The 21421-nt window shown below is 63.5% G+C and carries 23 protein-coding genes; 5 read left to right on the top strand and 18 right to left on the bottom strand.

Translation table 11 applies throughout. The features are described 5' to 3' along the window. Nucleotides 1-330 precede the first annotated feature (330 nt). Nucleotides 331-1107, bottom strand: coding sequence for a phosphoribosylaminoimidazolesuccinocarboxamide synthase (purC, locus tag ACN0X9_RS14855; protein ID WP_417488350.1), 777 nt, complete (start codon nucleotides 1105-1107; stop codon nucleotides 331-333). A gap of 256 nt (nucleotides 1108-1363) precedes the next feature. Here purC and ACN0X9_RS14850 point away from each other — a divergent pair, with 256 nt between their 5' ends. Continuing rightward, on the top strand, nucleotides 1364-1687 hold the full coding sequence (locus ACN0X9_RS14850) for a DUF1476 domain-containing protein (protein WP_417488349.1): 324 nt from the start codon (nucleotides 1364-1366) through the stop codon (nucleotides 1685-1687). A gap of 75 nt (nucleotides 1688-1762) precedes the next feature. On the opposite strand, the gene ACN0X9_RS14845 is transcribed toward ACN0X9_RS14850, so the two are convergent. The 7 genes from ACN0X9_RS14845 to ACN0X9_RS14815 form a co-directional block, all read right to left on the bottom strand. After that, nucleotides 1763-2224 (bottom strand): hypothetical protein, encoded by a 462-nt coding sequence (locus tag ACN0X9_RS14845; RefSeq protein ID WP_417488348.1) that lies wholly within the window; start codon nucleotides 2222-2224, stop codon nucleotides 1763-1765. Between the two features lie 6 nt (nucleotides 2225-2230). Continuing rightward, nucleotides 2231-2794: a pyridoxamine 5'-phosphate oxidase family protein gene (locus ACN0X9_RS14840; RefSeq protein ID WP_417488347.1), complete on the bottom strand. Its 564-nt coding sequence runs from the start codon at nucleotides 2792-2794 to the stop codon at nucleotides 2231-2233. 295 nt (nucleotides 2795-3089) lie between these two features. Beyond that, entirely contained in the window at nucleotides 3090-4391 is a 1302-nt protein-coding gene (gene purB, locus ACN0X9_RS14835; protein WP_417488346.1) for an adenylosuccinate lyase, read from the bottom strand. Nucleotides 4392-4584: 193 nt separating this feature from the next. Continuing rightward, on the bottom strand, nucleotides 4585-4947 hold the full coding sequence (locus tag ACN0X9_RS14830) for an endonuclease domain-containing protein (RefSeq protein ID WP_417488345.1): 363 nt from the start codon (nucleotides 4945-4947) through the stop codon (nucleotides 4585-4587). A gap of 250 nt (nucleotides 4948-5197) precedes the next feature. Beyond that, the gene (locus ACN0X9_RS14825) at nucleotides 5198-5767 is read right to left on the bottom strand and encodes a hypothetical protein (protein ID WP_417488344.1); all 570 of its coding nucleotides are present in this window, start codon (nucleotides 5765-5767) and stop codon (nucleotides 5198-5200) included. 89 nt (nucleotides 5768-5856) lie between these two features. Continuing rightward, the gene (locus ACN0X9_RS14820) at nucleotides 5857-7080 is read right to left on the bottom strand and encodes a threonine synthase (protein ID WP_417488343.1); all 1224 of its coding nucleotides are present in this window, start codon (nucleotides 7078-7080) and stop codon (nucleotides 5857-5859) included. Between the two features lie 33 nt (nucleotides 7081-7113). After that, nucleotides 7114-8886: an amidohydrolase gene (locus ACN0X9_RS14815; protein ID WP_417488342.1), complete on the bottom strand. Its 1773-nt coding sequence runs from the start codon at nucleotides 8884-8886 to the stop codon at nucleotides 7114-7116. 103 nt (nucleotides 8887-8989) lie between these two features. On the opposite strand from ACN0X9_RS14815, the gene ACN0X9_RS14810 reads away from it, so the two are divergent. Continuing rightward, the gene (locus tag ACN0X9_RS14810; RefSeq protein WP_417488341.1) at nucleotides 8990-9382 is read left to right on the top strand and encodes a VOC family protein; all 393 of its coding nucleotides are present in this window, start codon (nucleotides 8990-8992) and stop codon (nucleotides 9380-9382) included. 179 nt (nucleotides 9383-9561) lie between these two features. Here ACN0X9_RS14810 and radC read toward each other — a convergent pair whose 3' ends face one another. The 5 genes from radC to sfsA form a co-directional block, all read right to left on the bottom strand. Continuing rightward, nucleotides 9562-10242 carry a RadC family protein gene (radC, locus tag ACN0X9_RS14805; RefSeq protein WP_417488340.1) on the bottom strand — a complete coding sequence of 227 codons (681 nt, stop codon included), beginning with the start codon at nucleotides 10240-10242 and terminating at the stop codon, nucleotides 9562-9564. Nucleotides 10243-10245: 3 nt separating this feature from the next. Further along, nucleotides 10246-11085 carry a type I methionyl aminopeptidase gene (map, locus tag ACN0X9_RS14800; RefSeq protein ID WP_417488339.1) on the bottom strand — a complete coding sequence of 280 codons (840 nt, stop codon included), beginning with the start codon at nucleotides 11083-11085 and terminating at the stop codon, nucleotides 10246-10248. An 89-nt stretch (nucleotides 11086-11174) separates the two neighbouring features. After that, entirely contained in the window at nucleotides 11175-12857 is a 1683-nt protein-coding gene (locus ACN0X9_RS14795) for a M28 family metallopeptidase (RefSeq protein ID WP_417488338.1), read from the bottom strand. Nucleotides 12858-12935: 78 nt separating this feature from the next. Continuing rightward, a complete protein-coding gene (locus ACN0X9_RS14790) occupies nucleotides 12936-13412 on the bottom strand; it encodes an acyl-CoA thioesterase (protein ID WP_417488337.1) in 477 nt (158 codons plus the stop codon). After that, nucleotides 13409-14116: a DNA/RNA nuclease SfsA gene (gene sfsA / locus ACN0X9_RS14785; RefSeq protein ID WP_417488336.1), complete on the bottom strand. Its 708-nt coding sequence runs from the start codon at nucleotides 14114-14116 to the stop codon at nucleotides 13409-13411. Before sfsA ends, ACN0X9_RS14790 begins: the two co-directional genes overlap by 4 nt. Before the next feature lie 65 nt (nucleotides 14117-14181). Here sfsA and ACN0X9_RS14780 point away from each other — a divergent pair, with 65 nt between their 5' ends. Continuing rightward, nucleotides 14182-14964 carry a competence/damage-inducible protein A gene (locus tag ACN0X9_RS14780; protein WP_417488335.1) on the top strand — a complete coding sequence of 261 codons (783 nt, stop codon included), beginning with the start codon at nucleotides 14182-14184 and terminating at the stop codon, nucleotides 14962-14964. 110 nt (nucleotides 14965-15074) lie between these two features. On the opposite strand, the gene hfaD is transcribed toward ACN0X9_RS14780, so the two are convergent. The 3 genes from hfaD to hfaA are packed head-to-tail and all read right to left on the bottom strand — an operon-like array spanning nucleotide 15075 to nucleotide 17650. Continuing rightward, nucleotides 15075-16313 (bottom strand): holdfast anchor protein HfaD, encoded by a 1239-nt coding sequence (hfaD, locus tag ACN0X9_RS14775; protein ID WP_417488334.1) that lies wholly within the window; start codon nucleotides 16311-16313, stop codon nucleotides 15075-15077. Then, a complete protein-coding gene (gene hfaB / locus ACN0X9_RS14770; RefSeq protein WP_417488333.1) occupies nucleotides 16228-17232 on the bottom strand; it encodes a holdfast anchoring protein HfaB in 1005 nt (334 codons plus the stop codon). Before hfaB ends, hfaD begins: the two co-directional genes overlap by 86 nt. Next, nucleotides 17219-17650, bottom strand: coding sequence for a holdfast anchoring protein HfaA (gene hfaA, locus ACN0X9_RS14765; RefSeq protein ID WP_417488332.1), 432 nt, complete (start codon nucleotides 17648-17650; stop codon nucleotides 17219-17221). The genes hfaB and hfaA overlap by 14 nt, the downstream gene beginning before the upstream one ends. A gap of 156 nt (nucleotides 17651-17806) precedes the next feature. On the opposite strand from hfaA, the gene ACN0X9_RS14760 reads away from it, so the two are divergent. Next, complete coding sequence (locus tag ACN0X9_RS14760; protein ID WP_417488331.1) at nucleotides 17807-18484, top strand: rhomboid family intramembrane serine protease; 678 nt, start codon at nucleotides 17807-17809, stop codon at nucleotides 18482-18484. Here ACN0X9_RS14760 and ACN0X9_RS14755 read toward each other — a convergent pair whose 3' ends face one another. Then, the gene (locus ACN0X9_RS14755) at nucleotides 18485-19057 is read right to left on the bottom strand and encodes a GDYXXLXY domain-containing protein (RefSeq protein ID WP_417488330.1); all 573 of its coding nucleotides are present in this window, start codon (nucleotides 19055-19057) and stop codon (nucleotides 18485-18487) included. Next, on the bottom strand, nucleotides 19054-20382 hold the full coding sequence (locus tag ACN0X9_RS14750) for a DUF2157 domain-containing protein (protein ID WP_417488329.1): 1329 nt from the start codon (nucleotides 20380-20382) through the stop codon (nucleotides 19054-19056). The genes ACN0X9_RS14755 and ACN0X9_RS14750 overlap by 4 nt, the downstream gene beginning before the upstream one ends. A 189-nt stretch (nucleotides 20383-20571) precedes the next feature. Between ACN0X9_RS14750 and ACN0X9_RS14745 the strand changes: the two genes are divergently transcribed. Beyond that, nucleotides 20572-21000, top strand: a complete 429-nt coding sequence (locus tag ACN0X9_RS14745) for a CBS domain-containing protein (RefSeq protein ID WP_417488328.1) — start codon at nucleotides 20572-20574, stop codon at nucleotides 20998-21000. Nucleotides 21001-21421: the final 421 nt, after the last annotated feature.

The raw sequence follows: 21421 nt of genomic DNA, 5'->3' as shown, positions 1-21421 counted from the left end.
TCAGCCAGTTCGCCTCAGCCGGTTTTCGAGGTCAAGGGCGGCGCAGCCGCCGCTTCGCGGTTCCACCCTTGAGCTCGAAAACCGGCTGAGGCGAACTCCCGGCAAGGCATCAATGGACGGGTTTGCGCTGGCGCGCGTTTCACCAGATTACCCGCACCATTTTTCCCGGCCGGAGCCCCGCAGAAGCGGGGTGGAGAGCCGAGACCTACGCGACCATCCGGCAAATGATGAGTCTCCCGTTGGTCCCGGATGGCGCTGTGCGCCTCCGGGAAAAATGGATGGGGCCGCGCGGAATGTTTCTTCCCTACCCCGCCTTGTCTGGGCGAGGACCTACTTCGCCGCGTCGCTCTTGCCGACATCGCCATTGGCGGCGCCCTGGCCGCTTTCCTTCATGATGCCGAGACGGCGGGCCACTTCGGCATAGGCCTCAGTGACATTGCCCATGTCGCGGCGGAAGCGGTCCTTGTCCATTTTCTCGTTGGTTTCCAGATCCCACAGGCGGCAGCTGTCCGGGCTGATCTCGTCGGCCAGCACCGTGCGCACCATGTCGCCCTCATAATGACGACCGAATTCCAGTTTGAAGTCGACCAGGCGGATGCCGGCACCGGTGAACAGGCCGCACAGGAAGTCGTTGACCCGCAGGGTCATCGCCATCATGTCGTCGATCTCCTGATGGGTGGCCCAGTTGAAGGCGGTGATGTGCTCTTCGGAGATCATCGGATCGCCCAGCTCGTCCTTCTTGTAATAGAATTCGACGATGGAGCGCGGCAATTGATCGCCCTCGGGCACGCCCAGGCGCTTGCAGATCGAGCCGGCGGCGACATTGCGGCACACCACTTCCAGCGGAATGATCTCGACCTGGCGGACCAGCTGTTCGCGCATGTTCAGGCGTTTGAGGAAATGGGTGGGAATGCCGATCCGGCCAAGACCGACCATGATGTGCTCGGAAATCCGGTTGTTGAGTACGCCCTTGCCTTCCAGCGTCGCCTTTTTCTCGTTGTTGAAGGCAGTCGCGTCATCCTTGAAATACTGGACGATGGTGCCCGGCTCGGGACCCTCATAGAGGATCTTGGCCTTGCCTTCGTAAATCATCTTGCGACGGGACATGATGGGCGCTCCAGAGGCGGGCCGGGCAGCCCCTGCGGACAACCGGCCATTGAAAAGCACGACGCGGTCCGAATCGAAGACCGGACCGCGTATCGGAGACTGAAAATATCCTTCGCGGGCGTGCGGCGCAATCTCTTGTCGCGGTGCGGCATGGACCTGCGTCGGGCCTCAGCGCAAAGATTGATTTGGCGCCGCCGCCAAGCTACTCAACGTGGCAACACAACCGTCCCAAACGACCGTCCTCAAGGAGAGAGCCATGTCGGGCATCAATGATCGCGAAAAAGGCTTCGAGAACAAGTTCGCGCACGATCAGGAGATCGAGTTCAAGGCCAACGCCCGCCGCTGCAAGCTGCTGGGTCTGTGGGCGGCCGAGAAGATGGGCATGGACGGCCAGGAAGCCGAAGCCTATGCCAAGACCGTCGTGGTCGCCGATTTCGAGGAAGCCGGTGATGACGACGTTTTCCGCAAGGTGCGCGGCGATTTCGACGCCAAGGGTGTCGAGCTGTCCGACCATCTCCTGCGCAAGGAAATGGATGATCTGCTGATCACCGCGCGTGAGCAGATCCGCTCGGAAGGCTGATCCTTCGGCCCAGCGCTGCAACGAAAAGCCCCGGTCATGCCGGGGCTTTTTTGTGGTCAAAGCTGAGGTGAGAGGTCAGACGCCCTCGGCGTCAAGCCGCTCGATGACATGCAGCCAGCGGTCCAGCGCTTCGCGGATCTGGTCGCGGCCGTAATCCATGGTGATCATCTCGAAGACCTGACCGGTCTCGCGGTCAATCAGCAACATGAAACCGGTCGAGCCGGCCGCCTCGTCATAGATCGACAGCAGCCCCTCGGCCTCGGCCATTTCGCGCAGTCCGCCGCGACGGCCCAGGGTAAAATCGAACTTCACCCAATCGATGGCGGCCGCTTCATAGTCCTCGCGGACATCCTCAACGCGCGGTTCAATGATCCGGCAGGCCGAACACCAGGACGAGCGGAACATGGCCGCCACCAGGCGCGGTTCGCTGGCCGGCTCCGATACGCTGGCCACAGCGGCACTGTCCCAGTTTCCGCGGAAGAAATTGGGGGCCAGGAAAGCGGCCATCAGGCCGATCAGGATGAGGCTCAGGCGCATGATGTCTTACTCGGTTGCGGTTTCGGGTTTGACCAGGCCGGGCAGGCCGTCGATCGACACCGCATTGCTTTCATAGCGTCGGTCCCGCCATTGCTCATCGGTGCGGTGGGCATTGGTGCGAACCAGCTGGTCGCGCTCGCCGGTGAATTCGTAGAAGGGGACACCCCAGCCGCAACTGTCCTGGATGCGGTCGATCTTCGCCGTGAAAATGGTGCGGGCCTTGGGAAAATCCGGGAAAAGGGCCAGCTTGTCGGCAAAGCCCGCCTCGTCAAACGAGACAGCTTCGGCCTGGCCATACAGGCGCAGGATATTGGCCGCCCCCTCGAAGGCGCAGAACATGAAGGTGATGCGGCCATTCTGGCGCACATGGGCCAGCGTCTCGATGCCTGAGCCGCCGAGATCGAGATAGGCAACCTCATTGGGGCCCAGAATGCGGAAACTGTCATAGCCCTTGGGCGACAGGTTCACATGCCCATCCTCCCCGGACGGGGCGGTGGCGACGAAGAACATCTTCTGCTTTTCGATGAAGGCGCGGATGCGATCGTCGATATGGGGGTGAGTCTTGGCCATGGGGGGGGAATGTAGGCAAGCGCGGGACCGTTCGCTAGCTGGATGTGCGCGAAATCACGGAGTTTTGTGTGGTTTGGTCGGCGGCGGCGCGCCGCGCGCGAACCCGTCCATAGACCGCTTGCCGAGATGTCGCCGTATCCGGTTTTCCAGGTCAAGGGCGCCGCAGGCCCCGCTTCGCGGTTCCGCCCTTGAGCTGGAAAACCGGATACGGCCTGCTGGCTGACAAGCGATGTATGGATCGTTGCGCGTTGTCGCGCATGTTCTCAAATTCACCGCGGGCGGCGTTGTGAGGCCCTCAGTCCCCAAACACCCGCGTGAAAATCGTGTCGACATGCTTCATGTGATAGGCCTCGTCGAAGCAGGCCTCGATCTGGGCGTCGCTCATCAGGGCGGTGACGCCCTCATCGGCCTTCAGGTGATCGACCAGCATGCCGCCTTCATCCCAGGTCTTCATGCCATTGCGCTGGACCAGACGATAGCTGTCCTCGCGCGAAGCGCCGGCCTGGGTCAGGGCCAGCAGCACACGCTGGGAATTGTGGATCCCGCCATAGGCCTGGAGGTTTTCCAGGCAGCGATCCTCATGCACGATCAGCTTTTCGATCATGGAGGCGGTGCGGTGCAGGGCAAAGTCGAGATGGACATTGGCGTCGGGGCCAATGCCGCGCTCGACCGAGGAGTGCGAGATGTCGCGCTCATGCCAAAGGGCAATATTCTCCATCGCCGGCACCACGGCCGAGCGCACCAGGCGGGCCTGGCCGGTGAGGTTTTCCGTGAGGATGGGATTGCGCTTGTGCGGCATGGCCGACGAGCCCTTCTGGCCCGGCGAGAAATATTCCTGCGCCTCGCGCACTTCGGAACGCTGCAAATGGCGCACCTCGATGGCGATATTCTCGATCGCCGAGGCAATGAGGCCCAGCACGGCGAAATAATTGGCGTGACGATCGCGCGGGATGACCTGGGTCGAGACCGGCTCGACGGTCAGGCCCATCTGCGCGGCGACATGCTCTTCCACCGCCGGATCGATATTGGCAAAGGTGCCGATGGCGCCGGAAATGGCGCAGGTGGCGATCTCGTCACGCGCCGCGACCAGGCGGGCACGGTTGCGGTCGAACTCGGCATAAAAGCGCGCGAATTTGAGGCCCATCGTCGTCGGCTCGGCATGAATGCCGTGCGAGCGACCGATACAGGCGGTGAATTTGTGTTCCATCGCGCGCGTCTTCAGCGCCGCCAACACCCGGTCCATGCCCTCCAGCAGGAGATCGGCTGCCTGCTTCATCTGCACCGCGAGGCAGGTGTCCAGCACGTCCGAGGAGGTCAGCCCCTGGTGGACGAAACGGCTCTCCTCGCCGACATGCTCGGCCAGATGGGTCAGGAAGGCGATGACATCATGCTTCACCTCGGCCTCGATCTCATTGATCCGGTCGACATCAAACTCGACGTCCTTTGCCTTCCAAACAGCCTCGACCGCCGATTGCGGCACCACACCCAGCTCGGCCAGCTTCTCCGTCGCATGCGCCTCGATCAGATACCAGATCTTGTACTTGTTCTGGTCCGACCAGATGGCAGCCATTTGCGGGCGGGTATAACGAGGGATCATGGCAGGCGCTCCGGGGTGCGGGAGGGAGAAGCGCGGGGGATGCGACGGAATGGCGGAGAGGTCAAGTGTGGGCCCCTCATCCGCCCCTCCGGGGCACCTTCTCCCCTGCAGGGGAGAAGAAGAAAGCCGCACCGCCTCTCCCCGACGGGGGAGAGGAATCAAAGGTGAGGGGCGCGCAGCGCAAGCTGCGCCATCAAGATTCCAGTCGCGCGAGTTGAGCGTAGTGAACAGCCTCGCCAATGACTTCCATCATGTTGTCGATATCCGTCAAAACGTCATGGTTCCAGAAGCGCAGGACCTGAAATCCCTCGGCTTCCAGCCAGGCGGTGCGGCGGGCGTCGTAATCTTCCTGGTCGCCATGCTGCCCACCATCAGCCTCGACAACGAGTGACAACGCCTTGCACATGAAGTCCACGATGAAAGGGCCGACGGGGACTTGCCGCCGAAATTTGGCGCCGTGGAGCTGGCGCCCGCGCAGCCGCGCCCACAGCCGGGCTTCGGCCGGTGTCTGCTCGCGGCGCAATCGCCGGGCCCGCTCTCGGTGCGGATGGCGCATGGTGTGAGAGTATCGGTTCGGGCGGCCGTATCGGTGTGATCCCGGTCATGCGCGAAGAGTTTTTGATCGCCCCTCATCCGGCCCTCCGGGCCACCTTCTCCCCAGCCGGGGAGAAGAAGAAAGCCGCACCGCCTCTCCCCGGCCGGGGAGAGGAAACAAAGGTGAGGGGCGCGCAGCGTAGCTGCGCCATCAAAAACTTCTCAATCCACATCTATTGGCCGGTTGTGCGCACTCGCTCCTTCGGACAACCCTATTCAATTGGATCGACTTCAATCTGCGCGAATACGAATGCCGGAGAGCGGCGAATTCCGATTCGTGCTTCGATCGGACGCGCGATCATGGCAGCCGGCAAGAACATGATCGCCGCTGTCTGACGCCAGGCTGCGCGCGACGCATCCGCCCTGATCCGAAAGCGCATGAGATATTGGCCGACCGTAACGGTTTCGCCATTTGCTGACCGGCCGAAATAGACGGCTATCGCTGGGAACATTGCGAGTATCGACACGGTCGCGACACTGTCTGTCGCACGAAGATAGTCACGGTCGAAAGCGCTCACCCAATACCCCTGATGGGCGGATTCCGCTGCCAGCGCACTGACTGCCACGATCGGTCCCAAGGCCAACATCAGCAGCAGGTAGTCGATAAACCAGGCAGCGAAAATGTAACGCTTTTTGACGGTGCGGGTTTCGCTCACCTTCAAGGGCGGGCTTTTGAAGGCAAGGAGCAGTGCGAGCGCGACCGGCCACACGGCAAACAAGTGCGGGGAAAAGCTCGCTGCTACTCGGCAGTCACCATTGGTGCACTGGGTTGAAGCGTACATCTCGCCACTGGTGAGGCTGAAACCCGCGCAAATCGCATTGATAGACGCCCACAAAACGCGTCGATCCGCTAGCATTCTTCGTATGGCATTCACAATGCCCCCCAATCCACATCCCCATGTCGATCCAGCGCCACTGCGCCATCCGGCATCGCGTATTTCAGCCCCGAGCCGCAATTGAACAGCACGCATTCCGCGTCGCGTTCCAGCAGCCCGTCACGCATCGCCTTTTCCATCGCGGCCAGGGTCGCAGCGCCCTCGGGGCAGAGCAGCAGCCCGTCCTCTCGCGCACATCGTGTCCGCGCCGCTTCAATCGCGTCTTCCGAGACAGCCAGCGCCGCCCCGCCGCTTTCCCGCACGGCGTCGAGGATCAGAAAGTCACCAATCGCCTTGGGGACGCGAATGCCCATGGCGGCGGTCTTTGCGTCGAGCCATTCCTCGGCGTGTCTTGCGCCGTCCTCATACGCTTTGACGATGGGGGCGCAGCCTTCCGCTTGGACGGCGAACATTTTCGGGCGTTCCGGGCCGATCCAGCCCAGTTGTTCCATCTCGTCGAAGGCTTTCCACATGCCGATCAGGCCGGTCCCGCCGCCGGTGGGGTAGAAGATGGCGTCGGGGACTTTCCAGCCGAGTTGGGCGGCGAGTTCGAGCCCCATCGTCTTCTTGCCTTCGATCCGGTAGGGCTCCTTGAGGGTCGAGACATCAAACCAGCCCATCTTCTCCTTGCCGGCCCCGACGAGGGCGCCGCAATGATGGATATAGCCATTGACCTTGAAGACCTTCGCGCCCTGCAGCGCCATCTCGCGCAGATTGGCTTCCGGTGTGTCCTCGGGGGCAAAGCACCAGCTCTCCATGCCCATACGGCTGGCATAGGCCGACATTGCCGCGCCGGCATTGCCATTGGTCGGCATGGCGAGGCGTTTGAGGCCGTATTGATGGGCCATCGCCACGGCGAGGGCGAGGCCGCGGGCCTTGAAACTGCCGGTCGGCAGGCGGCCCTCATCCTTGACCCAGACTTTGCCCGTCGCGCCGGATGCCTTGCCGGTCGCCGGCACATCAATCAGCGGCGTATCGAGCTCGCCCAAGGCGCAGATGTCGGCGTCGTCGATGACGGGGAGAAGCTCGCGCCATTTCCAGAACCCGCCCTCGCGCGCCCAGACCGCGCCGCGATCCACCTCGCCCTTCATCTTGTCCAGATCATAGCGGGCGAGCAGCGGCTTGCCGGTCTTTGACAGGTTGTGCGGCTGGTCAGCTTCATACCGTTCGCCGGTCTCCGAGCATTCCAGATGGGTGAAGTAATTGGCTTTGCTTTGCATGTGGCAGGCTCGTGTCTGATTTGGTCAATGGGTTTAGCGGGTCATCTGACCCCAGGCGGCGCGGACGGCGAGACCGATCCGGTCGCGGGACCAGTCGCGTGTGTCGACCGGTTGGCCGGCCAGCCAGGTGCCGTGCACGGCAATTGGCGTTCCGGCCTCGATGGCGGTGACCGGGTCGCCGTCGAACCAGGTCAGGTCGGCGCGCTTGCCGACCTCCAACGAGCCGGTCTCGTCATCCAGTAGCAATTGCCGGGCAGCATTGATCGTCATCATGGCGAGGGCTGTCTCGCCGCTGACCGGCTCGCCCAGCGGCGATCCGTCCAGGGTCAGGCGGTGGACTGGCAGGGCCATGACGCGCAGCGCGTTGATGGTGCTGGCCGGATGGTCGCCATGGATGGTCGTGACCGCGCCCTGGCGGACGGCTTCGGCGACCGGCATGTAGCGAGCGGCGCGGTCCGGCCCGAACAGCGCGTCCAGTCGATGACCGTAATTGCCGATATGGTCCGGGAAAAAGCCCAGCGAAACCTCAAGCGAGCGGGCGCGGGCGATCTGCTCCGGTGTGACCAGGGCGAGATGTTCGAGGCGGTGGTGCAGGTCGGCGTCGGGCACGGCCCGTCGTGCGGCCTCGACAGCATCGAGCGCCAGATCAATGGCGCGCTCGCCCTGGACATGGAAGGCAACCTGTTGCCCGGCCCGCTGGGCGGTCTCGACCAGGTTGAACAGGGCCTCGCGCTCGGCGGCGAGCGGGGCCAGCCAGCCGGGCTCGAGCCCCAGAACGTCGCGGGTCAGCGGCGTGTCGGCATAGGGGGCGGCGGTCGCTGCGCCGCCGACAAAGGGCGAGCCGTCGAGCCAGACCTTGATGCCATTGAAGCGTTGGAGCCCGCCGGTCTGAGGGGCAGGCGTGAACAGCGCTGCGTCGCGCCCGGCCTGATCGGGGGGCGAGTAGAGAATGGTGTTGAGGGCCGTTCGCTCGGCATGGCTGACCGACATCAGTGTGGCCAGCGGGTCGCGGGCGCGGCCGACCAGCGAGGCTACCCCGATCGTGGTGTAACCGGCGCGGGCATAGCGGTCATAGGCGCCGTCGAGCAGGAAGGTCAGGGCGGCGTCGGAGGCTTGAGGGATGCCGGACATCAGCCGGCCAACTGCGGTCACTTCCACCACACGGCCCGTCAGCGCCCCGGTCTCGTCGCGCTCGAAAAACCCGTCATGCGGGTCCGGCGTGTTGGCACTGAGCCCGGCGGCTTCCAGGGCTGCGGAATTGGCGAATGCCTCATGCATCATCTGGGTCAGGATGACGAGTGGCCGCTCGGGCGACAGGGTGTCCAGCTCGGCGAGGCTGGGCGGGGTGAGACCGTCCAGCATGACCGCATCCCAGCCAAAGGCGATGGCCCAGGGCGAAGGGCCATCCTGCGCCGCGCCCTCGGCGATGGCCGCCATGATCGCCTCGCGGCTTTGATAGGTGCGTCCGGATATGTCGGTCGCGGTGGCCAGCAGGGCGGCGGCGAGCGGATGGGTGTGTGGTTCGATCAGGCCCGGTGTCAGTGTGCCGTCTTCCAGATTGATCCTGCGAACGCCGCGAGGTGCGGCGGCCAGCACGCTGTCCAGATCACCGACAGCGGCGATGCGTCGATCCTGGATGTAGAGCGCCTCGACCGTGCCGGTCGCGCTGACTGTCCGGATCGTGCCGTTGTGGAAGACCAGCGCGTCGGGTGCGGAGGGGGAGCCTGTGAAGGCTGCGATCCCGGCCACGAAAAGGGCGAGGGCGGCGATGATGGCGAGAAGCACGAGGCGGAAGGGACGAGTCATGCCGGCACAGTATCAGGCCTGTCTGGTGAGGCGAGGCGTGGATTTCACTGGGCAAGATCGCGTCGCGGCTCTTATGCTGCCGGTCCTCAAGAGGGAGAGCGAGATGGCAAAAGTGATCGGTGTGGGCGGCGTGTTTTTCCAGAGTCCGGACCCTGCGGCTCTTATGGCTTGGTACAAGGACAAGCTGGGTCTTGAGATTAATGATTATGGCGGCGCCGACTTCCTGCATGCCGACAGCGGCAAGGCCTTCCCGCAAGGCGCGCGGACGATTTTCTCCGCCTTCAAGACCGGCACCGATTATTTCAAGCCGTCCGACAAGCCCTTCATGATCAATCTCATGATCGACGACATGGACAGCATGCTGGCGCGCCTTAAGGAAAAAGAGGTTCCGCTGGAAGGCGAACCCCAGGATTTCGACTATGGCCGCTTCGCCTGGGTCATGGATCCGGACGGGACGAAGATCGAGCTCTGGCAGCCGATCGAACCGGCGGGGTAGGGTCTTTGGAGCATTACGCTCCGTTGTCATCCCCGCAGTATGTCCGGCGAAGGCCGGACGGATGGCGGGCAACTGTTTTGATCAGGCCTGCAATTACATAGGTCCCGGACTTGCGCCCGGCTTTCGCCGGGCGTCCATCCGGGATGACAAAACTGGGGCAGCGGTCTTGCGCGCGCTCCTCACATCAACCCCAACGTCTTGAAACTCGCCGTATTCTCCCGGCCGATCACCAGATGATCATGAACCGCGATTTCGAACGGCTTGCAAATCTCCATTAGCGTTCGCGTCATCTCGATATCGGCCTGGCTGGGTGTGGCGTCGCCGGACGGGTGGTTATGCACCAGGATGATGGCCGAGGCTTCGTGGGCGAGGGCGGATTTGACCACTTCGCGCGGATAGACGGGGGCATGGTCGATCGTGCCTTCGCCGAGCACCTCATCGGCGATCAGCTTGTTCTTGCGGTCGAGGAAGAGAACGCGGAACTGTTCCGTCGTGGCGTGCTGCATGGCGGTGCGGCAATAGGCGACCAGGGCCGACCAGGAGGTGATGACCGGGCGGCCGATCACCTGTTCGCGGGCCAGGCGTTCCGACAGGGCCTTGATCAGTTTCAGTTCGGCGGCGGTCTTTTCCGACACCCCGCGCACCGAAGAGAGCTGGCCGACGCTGGCCGAGGCGACACCGCCCAGATCCCCAAAGCGGGCGATCAGGTCCTTGGCTATGGGTTTGACGTCGCGGCGCGGGATGCAGCGGAAGAGGTAGAGTTCGAGCAATTCATAATCGTGAAGCGCTAAGCCACCCGCTGAGGTTAGTTTTTCACGCAGCCGGTCTCGATGACCTGTATGCGGGGCCAGCTCGGTCATGGTTCAGCGGTTGGAATAGGGTGGCTTGTCGAGGCCCTTGGGCGACTTGGTGAAGATCTCGACGCCGTCGGCGGTGACGCCGCACGAATGCTCGAACTGGGCCGAGAGCGACTTGTCGCGGGTGACGGCAGTCCAGCCATCGGACAGGACCTTCACGTCCGGCCGGCCCAGATTGAGCATGGGCTCGACGGTGAAGAACATGCCTTCCTTCAGCTCGACCCCTTCGCCGCGCTCGCCGAAATGCAGCACATTCGGGCTGTCATGGAAGTTCTGGCCGAGGCCGTGGCCGCAAAAATCGCGGACGATGGAGCAGCGGCGCTCCTCGGCATATTCCTGGATGATGGCGCCGATCGTGCCCAGGGTGACGCCGGGCTTGATCGCATTGATGCCGGCCATCATCGCTTCATAGGTCGTGTCGACAAGCAGCTCGGCCTTCCGGCGCGGCTCGCCGATCGTGTACATGCGGCTGGTATCGCCATGCCAGCCATCGACCACGACGGTGACATCGATATTGACGATGTCGCCGCCCTTGAGCGGTTTGGGACCGGGAATGCCGTGGCAGACGACATGGTTGAGCGAGGTGCACAGCGAGTGCCGATAACCGCGATAGAACAGGGTGGCCGGCATCGATCCGTGATCGAAAGCGTATTCGCGCGCCAGCTTGTCCAGATAGGCGGTCGTATTGCCCGGACGGGCGTGCTCGACCAGCATGTCGAGGATTTCAGCCGCCAGGCGCCCCGCCTTGCGCATGCCTTCAAACGCCTCCGGCCCATGCAGCTTGATGCGGCCATCACGCGGGCTGGCAGTGTCGATATCGGTCACGGTCTCGTAGGCAGTCGTCAATTCGGTACTCCTTCACCACCCGCTTATAAACAGAGCGCGCGCCGTTTGGAACGGCGCGCGCCTGCATTTCTCAGCCTGAGGGTTGGGACCTATTCCGTGTCGCCACCAAACAGGTTGCCGAAGAAGCTGTCATCATTCCACGCCGGACGCTCGTCGCTGTCAGCGATTTCGCGGGCGATCATGTAGTTGATGTTGGCGAACTTGGCGCCCTGTTCGAACAGGACTTCCAGCTCACCATCGAGCTGGTCGGTCGGACGGTGATAATGGGTGGTCAAGAAGCCCATGAATCCTTCGCCCTCGTCCCAGCGTGGATCCGGCGAGGAAAAACCGGTCATCAGGAACAGCGACGGCACACCCTGGCGAACAAAGTTGTAGTGGTCCGACCGCACGAAAAGTGACTGCTCCGGCAGCGGGTCTTCGCTGACCATGATGCCCAGACGGTCGGCGGCCCGGCTGGCGATCGGGCCAAGATTGGAGTGATTGGCACCAAAGGCGATCACGTCGGCGAAGTCATAGACGATAACCGGCATGTCGAGATTGACGTTGGCGACGATCTGCTCGGCCGGGACCGACGGGTTGCGGGCGAAGTGCTCGGAGCCCAGCAGACCTTTTTCTTCCGCAGTCAGGGCGACGAAGACGACAGAGCGACGCGGCGTGCCTTCTTCCAGGAAGGTTCGGGCGGTCTCCAGCATGATCGAGATGCCGGACGCGTTGTCGACAGCGCCGTTGCAGACTTCATCGCTCTCGTCGGTGGCGCGGCAGGACCCGCCGGCGCGCATGTGCTCGGTCACGGAACCGATATGGTCGAGATGGGCCGACAACACGACAATCTCGTCCGCGAGGACCGGGTCGGAGCCGCGGATCATGCCGACCACATTGGGGTCATTGAACGGCTCGGACAGGGTGCGCTGTCGGATCGTGACCGTGTGCGGCAGGGCAAAGCGCGGATAGCTCGGCTCTTCGGCAGACATCGCAGCCTGCACGTCTTCCAGGCTCATTTCGGCGCCCTCGAACAGGCTGGCACCAAGCTCGGCGGTGACGTTGGCGGCGGCCTGGACGGTGTCATAGCCCGACGCTCCGGTGGCAGCAGTCAGGCGGACACTCGGACGGCTGCCGAAGCCATTGGCATATCCGGTCAGCTGTTCCTGCGTCCATCCGGTGATCGAGATCATGCCGATGGCGCCATGCGCGGCGGCAACATTGCGTTTGGTCGTGCCGGAATTGTGGTGGGCGCGTTCTTCGGAAATGCCTTCAAACACACCCTCGGGAACACCGCCCATGACGACCACGATCTTGCCCTCGACATCGAGGCCTTCATAGTCGTCATGACCGCGATTGGTGGCCGAGACGCCGTGGCCGACGAAGACCAGCTCGCCGGTGATGGTGGCTTCCAGCACGCTGGGATTGGTCCCGATAAAGGCCCCCGTGCCGTGGGCGAAGGTTTCGCCATCCAGCGTGAACTGGTTGTAGTCCGCATCCGGACGCACTTCCTGCATTGGCACATCGGCGAAATAATTGCCGTTATCGCCGGCCGGCTCCAGGCCCAGAAGGCGCATTTGGGCGGCGACATAATTGGCGGCGATTTCATAGCCGTCCGTACCGGCATCGCGGCCGGCGAGGTAATCGGATGCCAGAAAGCGGATGTGTGCTTCAATATTGGTGGCGCTGACATCCGGCATGAAGGCCGCGTCAGCAGTGTCTGTCGTGGTGTCGGTCTCGACCGAGCAGCCCACCAGAGCGAGTCCGGCAATAGCCGTAATGAGATACTTCATGAAAGCCTCCCCCAAAGAGGTGTTGGTGTTGCAGCGGACTATAGGGGGCAGGGGCTTGGGGACAATCTCGGCGGATTGTTAACTTTCAGTCACAAGCGCGGCGGCGACGGACGGCAATACCGAGTAGTGATCTGAAAAGATTGGCGTCATACGAGCCGGGCGGCCGGTCGAGAGCTGGAAGCAGACGACCTTTGTCAGGGCACGAAACACAGTGGCGCCATCGCCAACGCGGCGGAACTGGTAGCGGCGCTCGGCCCGCAGGCGGCGGTCCGACTGGCTGATCCAGACCGCACAGTCGATTTCGTCGCCCAGGCGGACATGGCCCAGATAGTCAGCCTCGGTGCGGATGATGGCGATGCCGCGATCGTCCTTGGCGCAGGCTTCCATGGAATAGGCGTCGCCCTTGGAGAACCAGTGCGTCCAGGCGGCCTCGTCGGCCCATTCCAGATAGCGGGCATTATTGGCGTGACCGAAGCTGTCGATATCTTTCTCGCTAACGGTGATGCGGTGCACGTACGGCTCCGGCAGATCCCAGTCATTCCATTTGTCGGTCATGGGTTCAGCTCCACGCGCATGGGCCGGGTGATTGTCACCGCCGTCGGTGAGACGTCGCAGGCATAGGCAAGAACCTCAACCCCGGCCGCAGCGCTCGTCCGCAAGGTCTCGGCATAGACCGGGTCGATGTCCTCGGCCGGTCGCAGCACTTCGCAATCACTGCGCTGGACGATGAAGAGCTGTACCGCGCGTTCACCCGCCTTCACCTGATTGGCCAGCTCCACCAGGTGCTTGGCCCCGCGTGAGGTCACGCCATCGGGAAACTCCGCAATGCCGGGCCCTCGCTGCCAGTGGACATTCTTCACCTCGACCCAGCAGGCCGGACGGTCATTGCCTTCCAGCAGCAAATCGATGCGGGAGTTTTCGCCATATTTCACCTCGCGGCGCAGGCTGTCATAGCCGGACAGCTCGCTGATCACGCCGGCAGTCACCGCCTCTTCCGCCAGCGCATTGGCAAGGTTGGGCAGGGCGCCGATCAGCGTGCCTTCAGCCTCGACCAGTTCCCAAGTGTATTTCAGCTTTCGCTTGGGATTGTCCGAACGCGACAGCCAGACCGGAAGACCCGGCGTCTTGATACCGGTCATCGCACCGGTATTGGCACAGTGTGCGGTCACCACCGCACCATCCGCCAGCTCGACATCGGCGAAGAAGCGCTTGTAGCGTTTGACCAGGCGGCCTTCGATCAGGTCTGTCGGAAACTTCATGGCTTGGACTTCCCGGCTGGCGGTGCATATAGGACCGTGAACGGTGTGACTTAAGGATGATTCTCATGGCCACGGGCAAACGGGTGACGGCAGCGGTTCTTCTGATCGGAGACGAGGTCCTGTCCGGTCGCACCCAGGACAAGAACCTTAACCAGATCGCCCGCTTCCTCGCGCCGCTGGGGATCAATGTGATGGAATGCCGGGTCGTGCCGGACGAGACCGACGTCATCGTCGATGCCCTCAACACGCTGCGGGCCGGCCATGATTATGTCTTCACCACCGGCGGCATCGGTCCGACCCATGATGACATCACCGCTGACGCCGTCGCCGCGGCCTTTGGCGTCGGCATCGATGTCCGTGACGATGCGCTGGCCATCATCGAGGACTGGTATGCCAAGACCCAGACCCCGGTCACCGAGAGTCGCAAGCGCATGGCCCGTATTCCCGACGGCGCCAGCCTGATCGTCAATCCGGTCACCGGCGCGCCGGGCTTCCAGACCGGCAATGTCTTCACCCTGGCCGGTGTGCCCTCCATCGTCGCCGGCATGCTCAATGACATCGACCACCGGCTCGAGGGCGGGGCGGTGACAAAGTCGCGCTCGGTCAAGGGCGACAATCTGCGCGAGGGTGATGTCGCTGAAGCGCTGGGAGAGCTGGCGAAGGACTTCCCCGAGGTCTCGATCGGCTCCTACCCGTATTTTCTTGAAGTCAAAGCCGGCGAAATCAAACGCGGCACCCACCTGGTCGCCCGCGCGACCGATGAGGCCCAGCTGGACACGGTAGTCGAGCGGATCGCCGCGATGGTTGAGGCTGTCGGGATAACACCACGGATTGATCCGGCCGATTGAGGCGCGGGCGGGCAAGTGGGTTGCGCAGCCGCCGTGCCGAACAGGCAGAAAAAAGCCCCGATCGCACAACACGCGACCGGGGCCAGTGTTTCCCAAGGCATGGGAAGTCGTCAGTTGCCCGAAGTCGGGCTCACTGTCTGGTAGGTGGCGGAGTTGCCGATCGCGGTGGCCGCGCCGGAGAGGACCCCGCCCGTATTCATGCTGCCCGTCACAAAGGAGCTGACTGCGGCGTTGTTGGACTGGTTGGTATTGCCCCAGGCCGAGACCGGGCATTCCGAACAGACATAGGTCGTCGCGGCATTTCCGAAGGCGGTTGCCGAGACCAGGGCCGAGCCGCCGGCATCGCCGCCGAGCGTGGCCCGGGCCGTGACAGCGGCATTGTTGGTCTGGTCCAGCCCCATGAAGGCGTCGGCGCCGATATTGGAGATGATGGCGGAATTGCCCACCCCTTCGGCCGAGACCGAGAGGACGTCGGCATCGAAGTTTCCGACCTGGATTTCAGACTCGGCCGTGACCGCGCCGTCATTGTCCTGCTCGCCCTGGACATGGGCGTAGCCGTATTCATTCTGCATCCACACCGAATTGCCGTTGGCCGACGAAACGACGGTCTGGCTGATCGCCGTGCCGCCGGCGTCGGTGCCGGCTCGTGCCGTCACAGCGCCGCGATTGTCCTGGTCGACATCAACGACCTGGGACGGGCTGTCATAATAGCCTTCCAATTGCGCCGAATTGCCATTGGCCGCGCCGAGTACGGTCGCCGCATAGCCAAGGCCGCCATCGCTGGCGAGGACAAAGCTGTCCGCCGTGACGTCGGCGCCGGAGTCCTGGCGCAAGGCGAGATTGGTGTCGCTGCCATAGGTCGTGCCCTGGAAAGCATTGGCCGAGGCCGTTGCCGAGGTGACCGAGGAGATCGCATAGCTGCCGACTTCCAGTCGAGCCGTCGCCGCGACGCTCGAGCCGTCCAGTGCCGTCTGGTTGATTTGCGCATCCATGCCATTGTCATTGATCACGCTGGCCGAATTGCCCATCGCCGAAGCGGTGGTAATGGCTGCGCCGTCAATGATCGTGGCACGCGTTTCCGCGCGGGCATCGACCGAACCGGAGAAGGTCTGGTCAGACTGGATATCATGCCGCTCCACCACATCCACGGTCAGCGCATTGGCGGCGCCTATGGCAGATTGGGAGGCGGAGTTGGCCTGGTCGGTTTCACCTTCCGTCACGACCGTGATCGCGGCGTCCAGATTGACCTGGCCGTTCAGGATCTCAGTCGTATCGTCCGCGAAGATAGGTGCGCACGTGATCGTCGCGGCGCTCATGCCCGCGATCAACATTGCTGCGCGCTTGGACATTGGAAGTCTCCCCTTGGCCGTAAGGTGTGGAGGCGTTGACGCCGCCGGTAACATTGGTATGGCCGCCCGTGCTGCCACCGATCGGATCGGCATAGGTGCAGGCTGCGGCTGGATCGACGCCGTACATCTGGGCGGAGATTTCCAGGACTGCGCGTTCGATCACCGAACGCACGGCCAGCTGGACCGGCTCGAGCGAACGGCCGCCACCGGAAATGTCGATGACCGCGTCATCCCAGAAGGCGAAAACGCCCGCCGAAATCTCACGGCCGACAATCTGCTTCTGGTAGGAGATCACATCGACCGTCTCCATGGTGCGCGTCTCGTTGACGCGCAGGTCGAGACCGATATTCATGACCCACATGCGGCGGTTGAATACGCCGGTCGGGTCGCTGTCGATGCGGTCGCCGCCCAGGACATCAATACCGGACGAGCGGATATTGTAGTTGAGCTCGGTGATGCCGCCGGCCAGGTGATAGTCGGACCCGGGCACCGAGGCGGCGAGAATCTGGCGCTGGGTGCCGTTGTCGCCGATCAGCGAATTGTTGGCATAGCGTAGCTCGAGTTCGGACACCGACGTGTCAAAACGCTCCACCAGGCGGACCCCGGCTTTGGCGAAAGCCGAGATCGCCATCAGGGAGGCCCCCTGTGTCACCGCGGCGCCGCCTTCCAGAGAAGCCCGGCCGGTGTAATCCGCCAAGCGACCCACAGCGATGCGGGGCGATTGCAGATTGTGTTGGCGGGCATAGTTGGCGAGGCAGACCAGCGCCTCGGAATAGGGCGTCGGATTGGCCGTGACCGGCGAGCCACCGATCGGCGTCGCATAATTGCCGTCGGCGCCGCCGGTGCGGGCCGTTGTTGCACAACCGGTCAGCGCCAGCGCGCTGACGAGGGTCGCCATCAAAAGCTTAGTCTTGATCATTGTCCGTACTCACATTGCCTTGGGCCGTCGCGCTGGCGTTGATGTCGCCATTATTGATTTGGGTGGAATTCACGATGACCGTGTTCCACTGGCCGCTCACATTGACGTTGAGCTGGTTGCCGATAGCGGAGGCGTTTGCGCCGACGCCGCCACTGCCAAACAGGCCGGTCTGGGTGGAAACCCCGACACCGGTCTGGATGATTCCGTCGATGATCACGCGATTGCCGGCGCTTGACCGCGCCGCGGCGCCGGCGCTGGTGGTTGCACCCGACCAGGGCTGGCTCGCCTGTGCGGTCGATCCGCCATAGGGCTGCTCCCAGCCAGCCGTGGTCTGGACCTGCTGAGCCTGGGCCGCGGCGCTGAGAGCTGCGAGGGCAAGAGCGGCACCGACAACGGTGGGGAAGCTGCGCGTTTTCATTGTGTCATGTCCTTTTAGACGCGAATTCTGGGTACGGAGTTGCAACGCGCATGCCAAAGGGTGTGCCGCGCTAAAGCCGTTCCCCTGTTGGGGGAATCGTGTCGCCCTTGAGCGGGCGATGCCTGATTGGGGCAATCTGGAGCAGGAGTGGACGCCATGAGTGTGCCGCAGCGGGACGGGTCGGACGGGCCATGGCAATCGCCGCCGCCACCGCGAGCGCCGGTTTTCAACGCCATGCCACCGGCCGTATTGCTGATCGCCCTCAGTATTGTCGGTGTGTCACTACTCGGTCAGGTCTGGGCAGACTTCCAGCGCTGGGTCTTCAATGCGGGCGTCTTCATCGCGGCCGAACGTGGGGCCGCGTTGCCGAGCCAGCCACTTGGCCCGGTCGCACCGCTTTTCCTGCATGTCTACATCCATTTCGGCTTGTTCCACATCGCCATGAATCTGGCGATTCTGGTGGCAACCGGTCGGGCCGTCAGCCAGCGTTTGGGTCAGGGCCTTCTGGGCTCGGCGGGCTTCATCTTTCTGTTCTTTGCCTGCGCGGCGACCGGTGCCTCGCTTGAAGCTTTCCTGCATCAGGGCCCACCCGTGTCGATGGCGGGCGCCTCAACGGCGGTCTCCGGCCTGATCGCTGCCGCCGGCTGGGTCCGGGGCGGCTGGCGTGGCATGGCGGGCTTGGCCTTGCCGTGGATCGGCATCAATCTGGTGATCGGCCTTCTCGGCGACATGATGCCGATCCCGATCGCCTGGCTCGGGCATATCGGCGGCACGCTGGGTGGCATCGTCCTGACACCGCTGGTGATTGCGGTGTTCGAGGAGCGGCCTGACTGATTACCACAACCGGTCAATATGACGTTCGCCGTCGATCTCGAACCCCTTGATCAGAAGATGCCCGGAGGCGGGCAGGGAGAGAATGAGCCGGACATCGGACGTCTCGTCCTCCTCGCCGTCGCGCGGTGGCTGGCGCAACATGTCCTCCAGGGCCAGCGCCTGGTCGCGACTGGCGTAATAGCGCTCGATATTGAAACGGGCGCGCAGGATGTCTCCGGACCCTACGGCCCGACCTTCCGCCACCAGGCCGCTGCCGGGATGGCGGTGATGCACAGCGACCGGCCGGGCCAGCCCGTCGGCACCGATCTCCAGCGTCACAAATACCGGGGCGTGGTTCTCGAAAGCGTCATCGCCGTCCAGGGTCGCGAGATCGAGCGCGGCCAATGGCGTGCGGATCATCGCGTAGTGACCGAGGAAAATGTCGCGCGGATCATAGCCCTCGACCTCCATCACCAGCTCGGTACCCGAGTTCCGGGCGGTCTGGTGACTGACCAGCATGAAGACCAGGAAGCCGGTCATCGCCGCGGCGATCAGTCTCATCCGGGCCGGAGCGCTCTTCATCGGATGGCTCATGAGGTCTCTCCCGGATTGGCACCAGCCGGAGCCGGGGCGGCGAGACGTCGCCGTTTTTGCGCTTGCCAGAGCACGAAGCTGGCACCGAACAGGAGCAGTCCGCCGAGGAAGAAGAACAGCGCCGTGTCGAGCAGGCCTTCGAAGGTCTCCGCATAGACATAAAGCGTCTGCGCCACGAAGCCGATAATGCCGATGGTGCGGAGCGTTGCGGCCGACTGGCGCGAGCCGATCAGGATCAGCGCCACGCAGGCACTGTAGATCAACCCGCCGACCACCATGCGCAGGACCAGCGGCGCGACGTCCGGCTCGCCACCCAGGACCAAGGGGAGAGCCCCGATGGCCAACGCAGTGGCAAACAATGCTCCCGCCTCCCAGACCTTCAACCGCCCGGCAATCACGCGCAGCGCACACAGCAGGGCGATGACAGCCAGTGCCGGCAGGGCGAGGGCGCTGTAACCGAAGCCGTTCGATGTTTCCTGGGCGGAGAGGTGACCGTCCAGGGGGAGCTGGATCAGCAAGGCCGCAAACAGGGTGATCAGCGTCATCCAGCCGGCGACAATGCCGGCGCCGGGAATATTGCGGTCGCGCAGGACCGAGCCGGCCAGCGCCAGGGCCGCGAAGACCAGTATCGCCGCGGACTGTGTCGCCAGGGCGCCGACGGCATGGAGGTCCTGCCACACATGGAGCGCGTGTGCGGTCCAGATCGCCAGCGCCAGCGAGACCAGATGCACGGACACGAAGGAGCGCATCCGCACAGCCAGAAAGGCACTGGCCGCGGCGACCGGCAGGTAGGCCCATACCGTACCCGGGAAATGGACATTGCCTGCTTCCAGTCCCGCCCACAGCGCGCCCAGCCCGGTGGCCAGGATCAGAACCGGCCGTGACCTTGCCTGCCAGGCGGTCAGGCCGCCGGCGACCGCCCAGACCAGGACGGCCGTATTGCGAAAGGAGGTCATGTTGAAGGTCTGGGCGGTCAGCATGATCGCGGCGCCGAACACCGCCACGCCCAGCAAGGCGAGGGCGTGTCCCAAGGTTGGCGCGTCACGCTTGAAAGCCTGTCCGGCCGCCAGCAGGCAGGTCCATAACAGGCCCAGCATCAGGCCGAAGCGCAGGAGGCGGGGGATCATCTCCCAATTGGCGCCGACGAAGGTCAGCGCCGACAGGCCCAGCAGGACGGCGCCCAATATCGTCAGCGCGCCCAGTGCCGAGGCGCCGCGGCGCGGGCGGCCGGCGTCAGCGAGAATCGCGGCCCGATTGGCGGCATCGACGAGATCGGCATCGATCCAGCGATCCAGGTCCCGTGTCAGGCGTTGCAGATAACCCATCGGCGCCACTCCTGCTGCCCGCTGCGCCCCGGAGGCGTGATTGCGAGCGTGAGCGGGCAGGGTGGCGGAGGCGTGCAGGCCTGTCCATGAAAGCTTGATTCACATCACCCGAAGGCGGGCACGGGTGTCTCAGGGACAGGCGACCCGCTTTGTGGTATCGTGCAACCTCGACTGATCGGGAGGCAGGCCATGATTGTTGACGCGATTCTTCGGAGCAAGGGGCGGGACGTGATCACGATCCGCGAAACGGCGACGCTGGAGGAGGCTGCCCGCCTGCTCGATTCCCATGCCATCGGAGCCTTGCTGGTCGAGGACGGGGGCGGCCGGCCGATCGCCATCCTGTCCGAGCGGGACCTGGTCCGCGAGATGGCGCTGCACGGGGCCGCCTGCCTGCAACGTCCTGTCGCCCAGGCGCTGACCCAGGCCTTTGTGGTGGCTGGCAGGGACATCGATCTCAGTGCGCTGATGGTGCTGATGACCGAGCGCCGGGTGCGCCATGTTCCCATCCTGGACGGCGAGCAATTGCTGGGCATCATTTCCATCGGCGATGTGGTCAAGGCGAAGATCGCCGACATGGAAGCCGAGTCTGCCGCCCTGCAGGCCTATATCCGCTCCTGACCTTGGACCTGACCGCCATGGGGCGGTGAAAAACAAAATCTGCACACGGTATATCCCTTGTGTGACAGGGCGATCGCAACACCGCCCTGAACTTCCTGCAGCAAAAGCCGCAAGAGGGGGTTGCGTCTGTCACGGCGTCCTGTAGAACCCCGCTCACACCGGCGCTGCCGCAGCGGTTTACCCCTTGCGGACCAGCGTCGTTTGTTTATTATACGAGGTCTTGTCGCTTTTCTAAGTCAAGCTGGTGCGCCGAATTCGATGCGCCGGACAGTGGTTTTTTCGCCGGTTTTCGAACCACTGAGAAACAACTGTTTGACCCTGAAAAACGAGATTGACTTCAAGAATGGGGCGGCTTAAACACCGCCCTCCTTGGCCGGGGGCGGCGATTTGATTGTCCCTTCGGCTTCGGGTTCGCCAGCGT

The sequence above is a fragment of the Maricaulis sp. genome (genome assembly GCF_048268525.1).
Classification (GTDB): domain Bacteria; phylum Pseudomonadota; class Alphaproteobacteria; order Caulobacterales; family Maricaulaceae; genus Maricaulis.
The sequence above is the reverse complement of the archived record's forward strand: the minus strand, read 5'-3'. Positions and strand labels throughout refer to the sequence as shown.